Below are 12,890 nucleotides of genomic sequence, written 5' to 3'. Positions count from 1 at the left end.
TCGCCACCCCCTTCCTTAGCTTTTTAGCAGCAGTTGCAGAAGTATTTTTTCTGCATCCCGTACAAGCTGCTCCTTGTCATTCTCATCCAGATTAGTTAGATGCCTTCTTGCCTGGCTATGAAGGAAGAGCGGCTCGATGGCCTCATTCAGCTCATCATATTGCTCAACCGCATCAAAAAGCTCCTCGTAAAAGTCGCTCTTCCTGATCAGCTCGGCCCGATTGACAGCCATAGTTTCTTTATAATCCAGCCTGTAAGTCCAGACAAACGAATCCTGCTCCTTTTCTCCCTCCTGAAGGAGTTCCAGAAGCTCGCCATTATCCACTTTTTCCTTCACTTCCATCAAGCCTGAGTCCAGATTTTCAATTCGTATGCCAAGAAGAATCCCCTTGCCTTCCCTTCTTTTTTCATCCAACGCCCTGAGGGTTAGATGGTATACATCATGAAAGCTCGCCGCCTGCGATCCATCAATCGTGATTCCTTCCCAGATGACATCGGCTGTTTCAATATAAGCAATTTCAGACCTTCTGTCTGTAAGAGTGACAATGTATGCTCCTTTGCTCCCCTGCTCTTTTCGATTTCGGCCCTGCGGATTTCCGGGGTATACAATATGAGGCTGTTCCGCAAGGACTGCTCTTTTGTGGATATGTCCTAAAGCCCAATAATCAAAGCCCTTATCCAACAAATCAGACAGCCTGAAAGGAGCGTATCTGCCGTGTTCACTAGAACCCTCATGATGGCCATGGAGCAGTCCGATATGAAAATCAGCTCCGGGAATTTTTTCATAACGATCGATCCATCTTTCCATCACATGCCGCTCTGGATAACTGAAGCCATAGAGATGAACCAGGGTCCCATCCTGTTTCCTGAACTCGGCCTTTTCAAGCTCATCTTTAAAAAAGAAAACATTTTCGGGAAATTCCATTGAAATCGATTTGCCGCCAAGATGGTCATGGTTCCCGTGAATGGCATACACCTTGATCCCTTTTTGCGCCAGCCTGTCCATTTCATTTCTCAGGATTGCCTGGGCCCGTATGCTTCGATCTTCGCCGTCATACAAGTCACCGGCAATCACAACGAAATCTACTCCATGGCTGATAGCTGAGTCCGTCAAATTTTTTAATGCCTTAAAAGTGCTTTCCTGAAGCCGATGGAAAATTGGTTTCGGCAAGTGCCTCAATCCAACCATTGGACTATCAAGATGAAGATCGGCCATATGTAAAAACTTCACCTGTTTCATGTCATATTCCTTTCCAGCCTAATAATTTGTAAATCATTCTTCCATCTATTTTATCATTCATGAAATGCGAATGCACGTTCTTATTATTGTCAAAAAAAATCTGTTTCAGACTGCAAACAAAAAGCTGCAGGATTTATGGTCCCCTGCAGCAAGCATTTATTTTTCACCCTAAATAATGAGTTTGCAAGGCTTCCTCTTGTAGAGCATCTTTGTTCAATTGGACCCTGTACCCCTTTGCTTCCGGCCTCGAACTAACTGCCTGATAGAGCTCTTCGTTAATGAAATGCAAAGCTGCACCGTCATCCGCTGCATAGCCGCCCGGGAGTATTTGAGAGGATACAAGCCTTTGGAATACGGGCCTTCGTTCAGCCTCGCCGTCGTAATGAGGACAGTTGCTGCCTTTTAAGAAGCCTAAACTATTTAATGGCTTCAGTTCACCTCCAAAAGAATCGGAAACACCAGCCTCGAACCAGCAGATGGAACCTGCACTGATTCCCGCCATGATCCTGCCTTGCTGCCAGGCCCTTTTCAGGATCCCATCCAGCCCCCATTCCTTCCAAAGGGCAAGCAGATTCTTTGTATTTCCTCCCCCAACATAAATAATATCCTTATCAAATACATAGTCTTCCAGGTCACTTGAGGGCGGTGCGAAGAGCGATAAATGGGAAGGAGTGCATTTATGTCCATTAAAGGACTTGTAAAACCTCGAAATATAATCCTCTGAATCTCCGCTTGCAGTCGGAATAAAACATACTTTCGGATTTTGCTTCTTCGATTGTTCCAAAATATATAAATCTAGCAGTGGATTCTCTGGCTCCATTGAAAACCCGCCTCCGCCAAGGGCAATAATCTGGCGCATCATGTTCTCACTCCTTTTGGTTTATAACATGTAGATTCATCATTGTTATATCCTGTACCTGCTTGGGTGCAAATTTCTTTAACAGCACGAGCTTTAAATCCTTCATTCATGCAAAATCTGCCTGTTTAATAGTTTCCTGGTTTCTTCGGTATAAACAACCTTAATTGTTTTGCATATTTAAAAAAATTATGCAAAAATAATAGTAATCATCTGAATTTTTTTACAAAGGGGTATTTGTTATGGAAACGTACAAGCTGACAGCCTTTGAACCAAATGGAGAAAAATTGATTGACGAAGCGTTCCAGGCAGGAAACGATGACGAAGCAAAGGAAATCGGCGCAAGGATGCTTGAAGAGAAAAACCTGAGTGACAAGACTCATCGCTGTACATCCCCAAGAGGGAAATTGATCTTGTTCCATCCTTAAAAGCTACAAGAAAAAGCAAAGAGGCCAACTCTTTGCTTTTTCTTATTACTGCAGGAGCCTGTATTTATTTTCCCCTGAATACCGGTTTCCTTTTTTCCAGAAAGGCCTTTATCCCTTCTTGATGATCCTCGGTTTGGCGCATTTTATATTGACCGTACTTTTCAAGTTCAAGAATTTTCAATAGAGCCGGCCTGTTTCTCTCGGCAAGAATCTTTTTCGTTCTGATCATGGCTTGAATCGGTTTGCCCAGCCATTCCTGTACCTTCGCATCTACTGCACCGCGAAAGTCCCCTTCAGGTACTTCATCTATCAATCTCAGACTTAGAGCCTCATCAGCGGAAAGCGTCTTTCCTTCCCAGATGACCTGTTTCGCCTTCGTTTCTCCGAGACGGCCCTCCATAAAAAAGTGGCCTCCGCCATCAGGAATCAATCCGATGCCAATGAAATTCATGGCAATCTTGCTTGAAGGTTCAGCTATTATGTAATCTGTTGCTAGTGCAAGGCTGAAACCAAGGCCTGCAGCAGCTCCTGTGACTGCACTGATTGTCACTTTCGGCATGCTGTAAAGAGTAACAATCATCTCATGAATATAGTCCATCACATGGTAGAAATCGTTTTCATTTGTGTTCGAAAGCATTGTCTTAATATCCCCGCCGGCTGAAAAGGCGCGGCCTGCCCCTCTTAAAACCACAAGATCAACGTCATCCGAATTGCAAATTTCCTTCAAACTAGCAGTAACCCCTTTGATCATTTCAACATCAAGCGCATTCAATGCCTCTGGCCTGTTAAGCTCCAGGACAGCGACCCGGCCATCAATTGACAGCCTGACAGTTTCTGTTGAAGACTCAATCGTCATTTGCATCCCCTCCTTATTGTATTGCTACCTTCATTATATATGGGTAAAGCTATATTTAAAAACTTTTTTCTAACTATTTTGATTTTTTCGTTTTACTTTTATTATTGGGGGGAGCCGTGCTTTTTACGGAATGGCTTTGTTAAACAAGGTTGTTGATTTCCGTTCCAGGCGCTTCGCTTTCCGCGGGGCTGGCGCTGAGCCTCCTCGTCGCTTTGCTCCTGCGGGGTCTCATCTGTCCAGCTTCGCCCGCAGGACTTTGAATAGGCTTCTTCGAGTTTGCCCACGCACGATGGAAATGCGTTAGCATTTTCGGAGGAGTCTTCGCGCCTTCCACTACAATCAACAGGTTTATAACAAAGTTGGGTTTGGAAAAATCCTTCATAAAAAGTCATGCATCTGTTTTTTTAGACCGAAAAAAAAAGCCCCCGACACAATATCGGGAGCAAATGATAGTATTTACAACACTGCTTTGTTGAACAAAGAGTCAAGGATTTCAATTTTTTTGTCTGCATATTCTTCAAAGCTATCGTTATACGATTTTGGATCCTTAGGATTGGAGAATTGGGTGATTACCCCAGTCTGCGGATCGATGAACTTGCTGGATGCGCCGCAGCCAAGGCCGATGATGGTCTGCTGCTCTTCCATGATGATGATATTGTACAGGCTTTCCTGTTCAGGCAGGGCATAGCCGACATTTTCAAGGTTGCCAAGGATATTCTTCTGGCGGTATAGATAGTAAGGCGCGTAATTGTGCTCTTTTGTCCAGGATTCAGCCATTCCCATCATCTTTTCAATTTCACTGCGGTCTGCTACTTTATACTTCTCTTTATTTTTCGTCATTTCGGATGCGCGCTTGAACGACAGTGTGTGGACCGTCAAGGATTCCGGCATCAGCTTTTCCGATTCAGCCAGTGTATGAGCAAATTCCTTCGTTCCTTCACCTGGGAGGCCGATGATCAGGTCCATGTTGATATTATTCATTCCCATCTCGCGGGCTAGGTGGAATTTGTCAATCGTCTCTTCCACTGTATGATGGCGCCCGATTGCCTTCAGTGTTTCCTGGATATATGACTGTGGATTAATGCTGATCCGGTCGATATTCCACTTTTTAAGAACTTCAAGCTTTTCCGGGGTAATCGTGTCCGGACGCCCCGCTTCCACAGTCACTTCCCTAATATTCTCGACATCCGGGAAGGAAGCCTGGACCTCTTCATACAGCATATCCATTTCTTCTGCCGTAATGGAAGTTGGGGTGCCGCCACCATAATAAACAGTCGTAATTTTGATGTCATTTTTCTTCAGCCAGTCACCGATTTTGCGAATTTCATAATGCAGGCCGCCTAAGAATGAATCAACCGATCCTTGCCTGCCATTTATTGCATAGGCCGGGAATGTACAATAAGCGCACTTTGTCGGGCAAAATGGAATTCCGATATAAATGCTGACCCCATTCTTTAAATCATACAAGTCCGGCAGCACGGACAGCTGGCGGTCGACAATCTCCTGCATAAGATCGATTTTTTCAGCAGTGATCAAGTATTCCTCTTTCAGCTGGCTATGGGCTGCCACTTTTGAAGTTCCTTCGCGGAGCTTCTTGTGTAGAAGCTTTGTCGGTCTCACTCCGGTAAGGATTCCCCACTTTTGCACCATTCCGGTCCATTCCTGGAGTACGGTCAGGTAAGCGCGCGATACCACATTTTTCAGCAGCTTGAACACTTCCTTCTCGCTAAGTCCTGCAGGGATTTCTTTCACCGTTTCAGCTGAAAACTCTTTCCCCTCGTTTGTTGTTAAAGACGCTTTAACATTGAAAAAACTTCCTGATTCAACCACAAAACAGATCACTGCATCTGCCTGTGCCGCTTCTCCGCCAATAACAACATCCGATTCCTCAAAGAATAAATTGGCGATGAGCTCCAGCGGGCGCTGGAACCTTTCGTCATCAATGCCTTTTATATGAAGTTTCATGAATTATCACCTTCTCATTTAAACATGCTTTACTTAGTGTAATAGAAGGTCGATTAAAAGGTCAAGACAGTGCAAAAGCTACCAGTTATTCTTCTCAGGTGCAAAAACGAAAAAGCATGCTAGGTAAAACCCGGCATGCTTCCAATCTTACATTTTAATATTCATCTTGCGCAGGAATTCGATTGGCTGCTGCTTGCGGAAGTGTTCCTTCACCATATAGCTGACTCCATGCTGGTTATTGGAGCGGGTGACCCAGTCTGCCGCCTTTTTCAACTCGACAGGCGCATTGCCCATTGCGACCCCAAGGCCGCATGCTTCAATCATTTCCATGTCATCCTCACTATCGCCAATTGCGACCATTTCCTTCAGCGGGATTCCCAGATGTTCTCCAAGCTGGATAAGCCCGCTTAGCTTTGAGACCCCTTCCGGCATTACATCGAGCCTGTAATCGTTCAGCTTCGATAGGGACACTTCGGAGAACATGCCCTTGATTGCCTGCTGGGCATCCGCCAGGTCCTCTTCATATTCAAAGTAAACTTCTATTTTTGGAGGTGCGATCGGGTCGGTCACCAATGCTTCACTGATGGAATCCGTAAATTGCTGTGAGTAAAAAATCGGATCACCCGAGGTGAACACAGTTTTGGCGAGCAGGTTATGGTTTAGCTTGTATTTGTTAGCCAGCGAGAATTTTTCATGGACGATGCGGATCTGGCAAGGAAAGCTTTCAAGGAACCGGACTAGCTGAAAGGTGACGTCCTCTGGAATCCGCTTTTCCAGCAGCGGTTCACTGCGGAGATCACTATTGATATACGATCCCAAATGTGTGACTAGAAGAGAATTTATTTTCAGCGCTTTAGCAACCTTTTTGGCAGATGGAAAACTCCTGGAAGTTACTAGAGTTACATATACCCCTTTTTGCTGAACATACTCGATTGCGTCTCTTGTTGTTTTATGAAGCCTGCCGTTTGATTGGAGTATCGTTCCATCTACATTTAGCGCGAGAAGACGGTATAACATGTTTATGCCCCCATTTCTTCGGTGTTTTTGTCCTTATTTAACTTGTATGATAGAAACCGGAAGAATAGAACAGGGGCAAGCTTTACCATGTCCAAAATAAAAAATCCCGGCAAAAATGCCGGGATTAAAAATTATTGTTGATTTGGATTGCCATAAAGATCTTCTAAAGGCTTCATGATGATTTGATTAAGCTCAGCAATCACCATGCTCATCCTTTGCTCCGCTTCCATCAAGCGCGAAATCGTAGGATGCTGCTGGACTAGTGCAACAGTTTTTTGAGCCTGTTCCACTTCCTCCTGGGTAATTTGCTGGCCCATCATCTGCTTTTCCTGCAGCTGCATCTGGATATTGCGGAAGTTCTCAAACATTCTTTTTGCAGATTCATCACTGTTTACTTCATCATAAAGTTTTTTTAGGTTTGTGTATTCATCACTGTTCCTGATCGCTTTTTCAAGTTCATAGGCTGGATCATAAAGATTGGTTGCCATTTAAATCACTCCTTCTACGTTAAACGCTCCACTACACTATAACAAACTATGCACCCAAATGCGAATCGTTCGAATGGGGCAGCTCCGCTCTGCAGGATTCAATATCACCAATATCTACTCCTATTCATAATATGCACTATGTGTGTTTGCCTATTTTAAAAGGAGGCTGTTTTTCACCTCAATGTACCGATAGAAAAAGAGCCTCATAGAAAATGAGGAGAATTTATGAAGCCAGCAAAATCGCACGGCCCCACATGCAGCCCTGTCATTGCTTTGCTGACTGAGATAAAAGAAGACAACGGACCAGATTTCGGCAAAGTCCATTCCTTCTGTGAAGAGCTCCATCAGGGGATTTCTGAGCTTGGCGGAACCTTCTATGTTTTTTCCTTAAGCGGCTTTTCTGAAGAAGGTGTTGAGGGCTATTACTTTGATGAAGAGGAATGGAAAAAAGCATCCCTGCCTCACCCAAATGTAGTCTACAATCGGATTTCCTTGAGGAGGACCGAATTCAGCAAGGGTTTTAAGGGATTTTTAAATAAATTGGATTGTTTAGGAATAAAAATATTTAATCACCGCTTTCTATCCAAATGGGAAATCCATGAATTTTTAATGAAGGAAGAGCATTTACACCCCTATATACCTGAAACAGAACTCTTTTCTGAACAATCGCTTGTGAAAATGCTCGATAATCATGAGGAGCTTTATATTAAGCCGGTGCACGGCAGCCAGGGAAGGCATATTGTCAGGCTGGTCCGGTCTGTAGAGCATTTGCATGTGTCCTATTCATCCGGGCCGGCTAAAGATGTTCCTTCTTTCAAAAGCATCCATGAACTGACACGTTATCTGTCTCCGCTAATCGCAAAAAAGCACCATATTATCCAGCAGGGAATTCAGCTGTCAGAGCTGAATGGAAGGAAACTGGACTTCCGTGTGCTTTGCCATAAAAATGACCAGGATTTTTGGAAGGTGACCTCGATTGTAGCCAGGGTTTCAGCAGAGCAGTACTTCGTTTCGAATATTGCCCGCGGCGGAGAAATCATGAAGCCGGGTTACATCCTTTCGATGATTTTTGGCAAGGAGCAAGCCAGGCAGCAGCTGGCGTTAATGAAGGAATTGGCACTTGAGACAGCAGAGGCGATCAGCCAGCATGCCGAAGGACTCACGGCCGAACTTGGGATAGACATCGGCATCGACATTAAAGGAAATCTATGGCTGATTGAAGCAAATTCCAAGCCTTCAAAAAACTTTGAAGAACGTGGCGCAAAAATACGTCCTTCGACGAAAGCAATCATTGAACATTGTTATGGCCTGTCCACGCTGTAATGCAAAAGGAGAAATGCAAATATGATTTCATTTGGAATGATGTCACTGAATTATTTGGCTGAGGATTCATATTTTACAGGGATAGCCCGGCATGCAGATCCTGTGGAAGTCACCTGCTTCAGGTTCTCGCCGGCAAAAATCCATCCAATCACCCAGCTGGTCACGGGAGAGAGATTTGACCATGGACTTGATCGCTGGGTTAAAGATGAATTTCCACTGCCTGAATTTTTATATGATCGGTGTTTTTACGGTGATGACCTTGTTTCCAAACAGTCGATGAGTATCGTTAAATGGCTGAAAAACAGGCCGGACGTTACCTTCATTGGGAGCGGGCTCCCAAATAAATGGGCCATTTACGAAGCATTGGCGGCTTCCAGCCTTTCCCCCTATATTCCAAAAACGCTTCAGGCTGCATCGGGAAAGCTGGTCATGAACGAATTGCGCAAAATGGGTAAATCCATTCTCAAGCCAGCATTCGGAGCAGGAGGAGCAGGAATTTTCAGTCTCGAACACGCTGGACCGGAAATTGTTCTTTCCGCTGATTCCGGGGCCGCCATGAACAGAAAAGCCTTTTCCTCGAAAAAGGAAGCCGAAGACTGGCTGGACCAGCTTTGCAAGAAAAAAGCATACTTGCTTCAGCCATACCTGCAGCTGACAGATGCTGATGAGCGTCCCTTTGATATCCGTGTCCTCCTGCAAAAGGATCTGACAGGAGCCTGGAAAATCCGGGGCAAAGGCATCCGCCGCGGGAAGGCTGGCGGGATCCTGTCAAACTTAACAGCAGGCGGGGAAATCCTTTCATATGAGGAATATGCAGATGGCCTAAACGATAAAACAAGGAAATTCCTGCACCATGAGCTCGAGGAAATTTTATCAAAACTCCCAGTCCTTTTGGAGGATTCGTTTCCTAAGCTGTTTGAGCTTGGTGTCGATATAGGTGTTGCCCGCGATCAGTCCCTTTGGGTGCTTGATACTAACTCCAAGCCAGGGAGAAAGGTTATAACCCGCACGGATCCTGAATTAAAGGAAATCCTTTATCGGGCACCAGTGGAATATGCACTTTATCTTCATAAAAATATGTCAGAAAGAGAGGAACTGCATTCATGAGAAAACGATACCCCATCGAAATCATCCATCATTCCAAGCAGATTGTCTTAATCCCTGAAGACCTTCCCAATGGAAAAAACATCAATAAAATAGCATTTGGGAACAAGGTCCTCGATGTTACGTGCGCTCCCCACCCAAGAGGCAGGGATGTAATTGTCTTGAGCAATGATGTTCAAAATGAATTATCGATGCCGGACCTGGCCATTCCTCTCCATGCTTTTATTGACCAGCAAACATTGTTCATCGGGCCATTAATCGGAATTTTGACATCAGGTTTTACATCCTATCCGCTAAGGCCAATTGGAGACCGCTCGATGTTTTTTTCAAAACTGTTATCGGTAAATAAATTGGTCGGGGCCCTTCCATTTGTCTTTGGCGAAGAACATATCGACTGGGATCAAGGCCTGATCAATGGATACTTTTTCGTTGATGATGGCTGGAAGAGAATGAAAGTTCCATTCCCTAACGTTGTGTATGATCGTCTCCCGAATCGCAGGACGGAAAGGAAATCTGAACTGCGGAGCCTGAAGGCAAGAATGCAGACAGATTATTTGATCCCCTGGTATAACCCGGGGTTTTTCAGCAAGCTTGATGTCTTTGAACGGCTGCAGCAGGATGACCGCGCATCCGAATATCTGCCTGAAACCCACCAATTTTCCTCTTTTTCGGTCATTGAGCGGATGCTCTCAAGCTATGGCAATGTGTATGTCAAGCCAGCAAACGGCAGTCTTGGTATCGGGATTCACCAAATTCTCTTTGATAAGCATACCGGTGATTATTATTGCCGTTACCGTGATCAAGAAGGCACCAATAAGCTGACCAAGTTCGACAGCCTGGAAAAACTGATGAGGAAGGTTTTCCATAAACGGAACCTGGCACATATGATCGTCCAGCAGGGCATAAGCCTGATTAGATCAGATAAACGACTGATCGATTTCCGGGTACACACGAATAAAGATGAATACGGCGAGTGGCAGGTGGCAGCCATCGCAGCAAAAATTGCCGGACAGGGAAGCGTGACTACGCATGTAAATAATGGCGGTGTAGTAAAATCACTTGATGAAATTTTCGACAACAAAGAGGAACGGTTGCTGTACGAAGAAAAGCTTTCCGAAGCCGCTCTCCTGCTCAGTTCGATTTTAGAAAAAAACATGGAGGGTATCATCGGGGAAATCGGTTTTGACCTTGGTATAGATAAAGCCGGGAAGGTATGGCTGTTCGAGGCAAATTCCAAGCCGGGACGGTCAATTTTCAAACATCCTAAGCTGAAGAACTTCGATTTGCTTACTCGAAAGCTATCGCTTTCGTTTGGCATTTTCCTGGCGGAAAAAGCGATTACTGCACCTGAGGATATTTTCAAATGATCCTCCGCTACGATTCTGTTTCGAAAGTATGGACACATGAGGCCAGAGCTGAAGACAATATCAGCTTTGGCTTTAATAACATCAGCCTTTCCGCTGCCTCCCCCACCGCTTCTCTTCCGGAAAACTGCCACCGTTTTCCGCTGTGCAATAAAAACGGCCATGCTGGCCCCATTATTGGCATCATGACCTCGATGAGCAAGCAGCTTTCATTAACAGGAAACGGTCCGCTTTTTAGGTCATTGCAGACAGAAGTCTTAAAGCGAAATGGCTTGATTGTCATTTTCCCGCCAGAAACACTCCTGAAGGATTCAATTACTGGCGTAACCTTCCTGCCTGACGAGAAGAGGTGGATCCAGATCAAAACGCCGCTTCCTCACCTTGTATTCAATCGTGTTCCTTTCCGCAAGGCTGAGCAGCTTCCGGCGTTCAAAGATGCTGCTGATTACCTGGCCGCGCTGGGGATTCCATTTTTCAACCCATCCTTCATTAATAAAAATCAATTATATTCCTTATTTTCCCGGCACCCCATACTGAGGGAGCTGATGCCGGAAAGCATTAAAGTAAAATCAATGATTCAGCTTGCCGCGTTCCTTGAGAGCCATCGGGGAATTTATCTTAAACCCGCTTCTTCTTCGAAGGGAATTGGCATATTCCGCCTGAGGGAGAGCAATGGCAAAATCGAATATCTCAGCCATTCACATTATCACCTTTATCCTGGCATGAAGGATTTCTGGAAGGTAAAGGCCCGCCAGCTGCTTAAGCATGAATATATTGCCCAGAAAGAGATCAGGGCCGCCGCGGCTGACGGCAAGAGATTTGATTTCAGGGTCCATGCCCACGATGGTCCTGATGGTTATGAAGTGACCGGAATCGGCATACGCCAGTCCCAGAAGCAGGATTTGACCACCCACCTGCCTAATGGAGGAATCATGCTGCCATACGTGAAATTCAGGAACGACAGGCATGACCGTTTCTTTGCCGAAACCGTTAAGGAAATCGGTGACCTGCTGTCAAAGGAGCTTGGATATTTTGGCGAATTCTCACTAGATGCCGGCATTTCCGAAAGCGGAGAATACGTCATATACGAAGTAAATTCAAAGCCAATGAGCTTCGACGAGCCCCAAATAGAAGAAAAGCGCATCACCGCCCTCGCCGACCTCTTCTTCCGAAAATCAGGATTTTAACACATTAACGCATCGGGGGTCTGACCCCCACCGCTTCACCGCATCACCGCGCCGGGGGTCAGACCCCCGGCGCGGTGATGCGGCAGTGCGGTCTATCATGCTGTCTAGCTGGTGGTATATAATAGAGATAAACAGAATATTTAACAGGGGGATTTTCTTTTGATTACTCATTTCCAGTACAAGCCTTTGTTCGAAAATAGGGATATGCCAGGGTGGCATATATCGTTCTACCATCAGAAGCAGAAATTTACTGCGATTTACCATCAGAATGGTTCGATTGAATGGACTTCGATTCAGCCAGCGGAGGACATAGAGGAGAACATTAAAGCCCAGATTCACGAGCTCATGCTTTTTCATGTGTATGATAAATAACATGTTTTGTTAATGTATTTTTTCTTACCCTATCCGGAATTCTAAGCGTAAAGCCTTGGAAGGAGGATTTTCATGAAGGACAAACGTGATCATGATAAGCAATTCGCCGAGGACCTTCAAAACAAAGGCCGGGATAAGGCATATGTTGATGTGGACCGGATGATTAATGAAGGCATGGCAGGCGGTCATGTATTCAGGCTTGATAGTACGCCGAATATCGAGGAAAGCCGGGACCTGTATCCTGAAGATCCACCGAATGAATAAAGGATAATAAACCGATAGCAAGTACAAAAAAAAGACACCGCATCCTTCAGGATGCCGGTGTCTTATCTGCTTTTAACGATCATGTTTACTGCTTCTTTTATCGCTTCATCAGCATTTTTGCCTTCATTGGCTGCCTCTGTAATGCAGGATTCAAGATTCTTCGCTACGATAAAACCTATTGCACGGTCTACTGCCGAGCGTACAGCTGATAGCTGAGTAACAACGTCCTTGCAATGGTTTTCTTCTTCCATCATCCGGATCACACCGCGAACCTGGCCTTCCAATCGTTTTAAACGATTTTTCATTTCTGCTGTGTATTCCATAAATGAACACCTCTTCCTCTTACGGTACCCCGTATTGTATCTATTATACCAGCATATTTCCCTTTTTTCTACCACCGGCAAACTATCGCCATTTAACATTTAAA

Annotated in this window: 14 protein-coding genes; 7 read left to right on the top strand and 7 right to left on the bottom strand. The window is 45.0% G+C overall.

Features of this window, described 5'->3' with window-relative positions; all coding sequences use genetic code 11:
• Positions 1-15 precede the first annotated feature (15 nt).
• Together AC3EBE_RS14915 and AC3EBE_RS14910 are read right to left on the bottom strand one after the other, a co-directional pair.
• The gene (locus tag AC3EBE_RS14915) at positions 16-1,239 is read right to left on the bottom strand and encodes a metallophosphoesterase family protein (RefSeq protein WP_488595834.1); all 1,224 of its coding nucleotides are present in this window, start codon (positions 1,237-1,239) and stop codon (positions 16-18) included.
• Positions 1,240-1,402: 163 nt separating this feature from the next.
• Positions 1,403-2,098: a Type 1 glutamine amidotransferase-like domain-containing protein gene (locus tag AC3EBE_RS14910; protein ID WP_488595881.1), complete on the bottom strand. Its 696-nt coding sequence runs from the start codon at positions 2,096-2,098 to the stop codon at positions 1,403-1,405.
• Positions 2,099-2,337: 239 nt separating this feature from the next.
• On the opposite strand from AC3EBE_RS14910, the gene AC3EBE_RS14905 reads away from it, so the two are divergent.
• Positions 2,338-2,523 (top strand): YhzD family protein, encoded by a 186-nt coding sequence (locus AC3EBE_RS14905; protein ID WP_488595833.1) that lies wholly within the window; start codon positions 2,338-2,340, stop codon positions 2,521-2,523.
• Between the two features lie 64 nt (positions 2,524-2,587).
• On the opposite strand, the gene AC3EBE_RS14900 is transcribed toward AC3EBE_RS14905, so the two are convergent.
• The 4 genes from AC3EBE_RS14900 to AC3EBE_RS14885 all read right to left on the bottom strand — a co-directional run bounded on the left by AC3EBE_RS14900 (position 2,588) and on the right by AC3EBE_RS14885 (position 6,849).
• A complete protein-coding gene (locus AC3EBE_RS14900; RefSeq protein ID WP_488595832.1) occupies positions 2,588-3,379 on the bottom strand; it encodes an enoyl-CoA hydratase in 792 nt (263 codons plus the stop codon).
• Positions 3,380-3,835: 456 nt separating this feature from the next.
• A complete protein-coding gene (locus tag AC3EBE_RS14895; protein WP_488595831.1) occupies positions 3,836-5,344 on the bottom strand; it encodes a coproporphyrinogen III oxidase in 1,509 nt (502 codons plus the stop codon).
• Positions 5,345-5,491: 147 nt separating this feature from the next.
• Positions 5,492-6,361, bottom strand: a complete 870-nt coding sequence (locus AC3EBE_RS14890) for a Cof-type HAD-IIB family hydrolase (protein WP_488595830.1) — start codon at positions 6,359-6,361, stop codon at positions 5,492-5,494.
• Positions 6,362-6,492: 131 nt separating this feature from the next.
• Entirely contained in the window at positions 6,493-6,849 is a 357-nt protein-coding gene (locus tag AC3EBE_RS14885) for a YlbF/YmcA family competence regulator (RefSeq protein WP_488595829.1), read from the bottom strand.
• 225 nt (positions 6,850-7,074) lie between these two features.
• Between AC3EBE_RS14885 and AC3EBE_RS14880 the strand changes: the two genes are divergently transcribed.
• The 6 genes from AC3EBE_RS14880 to AC3EBE_RS14855 all read left to right on the top strand — a co-directional run bounded on the left by AC3EBE_RS14880 (position 7,075) and on the right by AC3EBE_RS14855 (position 12,463).
• The gene (locus AC3EBE_RS14880; RefSeq protein ID WP_488595828.1) at positions 7,075-8,172 is read left to right on the top strand and encodes a YheC/YheD family endospore coat-associated protein; all 1,098 of its coding nucleotides are present in this window, start codon (positions 7,075-7,077) and stop codon (positions 8,170-8,172) included.
• Positions 8,173-8,193: 21 nt separating this feature from the next.
• Positions 8,194-9,279 (top strand): YheC/YheD family endospore coat-associated protein, encoded by a 1,086-nt coding sequence (locus AC3EBE_RS14875; RefSeq protein ID WP_488595827.1) that lies wholly within the window; start codon positions 8,194-8,196, stop codon positions 9,277-9,279.
• Complete coding sequence (locus AC3EBE_RS14870; protein WP_488595826.1) at positions 9,276-10,643, top strand: YheC/YheD family endospore coat-associated protein; 1,368 nt, start codon at positions 9,276-9,278, stop codon at positions 10,641-10,643. Before AC3EBE_RS14875 ends, AC3EBE_RS14870 begins: the two co-directional genes overlap by 4 nt.
• Positions 10,640-11,827: a YheC/YheD family endospore coat-associated protein gene (locus tag AC3EBE_RS14865; RefSeq protein ID WP_488595825.1), complete on the top strand. Its 1,188-nt coding sequence runs from the start codon at positions 10,640-10,642 to the stop codon at positions 11,825-11,827. The genes AC3EBE_RS14870 and AC3EBE_RS14865 overlap by 4 nt, the downstream gene beginning before the upstream one ends.
• A gap of 159 nt (positions 11,828-11,986) precedes the next feature.
• On the top strand, positions 11,987-12,199 hold the full coding sequence (locus AC3EBE_RS14860; protein ID WP_488595824.1) for a YheE family protein: 213 nt from the start codon (positions 11,987-11,989) through the stop codon (positions 12,197-12,199).
• 72 nt (positions 12,200-12,271) lie between these two features.
• Positions 12,272-12,463: a hypothetical protein gene (locus tag AC3EBE_RS14855; protein WP_488595823.1), complete on the top strand. Its 192-nt coding sequence runs from the start codon at positions 12,272-12,274 to the stop codon at positions 12,461-12,463.
• A gap of 62 nt (positions 12,464-12,525) precedes the next feature.
• Here AC3EBE_RS14855 and AC3EBE_RS14850 read toward each other — a convergent pair whose 3' ends face one another.
• On the bottom strand, positions 12,526-12,786 hold the full coding sequence (locus tag AC3EBE_RS14850) for a metal-sensitive transcriptional regulator (protein WP_207499028.1): 261 nt from the start codon (positions 12,784-12,786) through the stop codon (positions 12,526-12,528).
• Positions 12,787-12,890: the final 104 nt, after the last annotated feature.

Source organism: Mesobacillus sp. (genome assembly GCF_057785455.1).
This window is presented reverse-complemented; position numbering and strand designations above follow the sequence as displayed.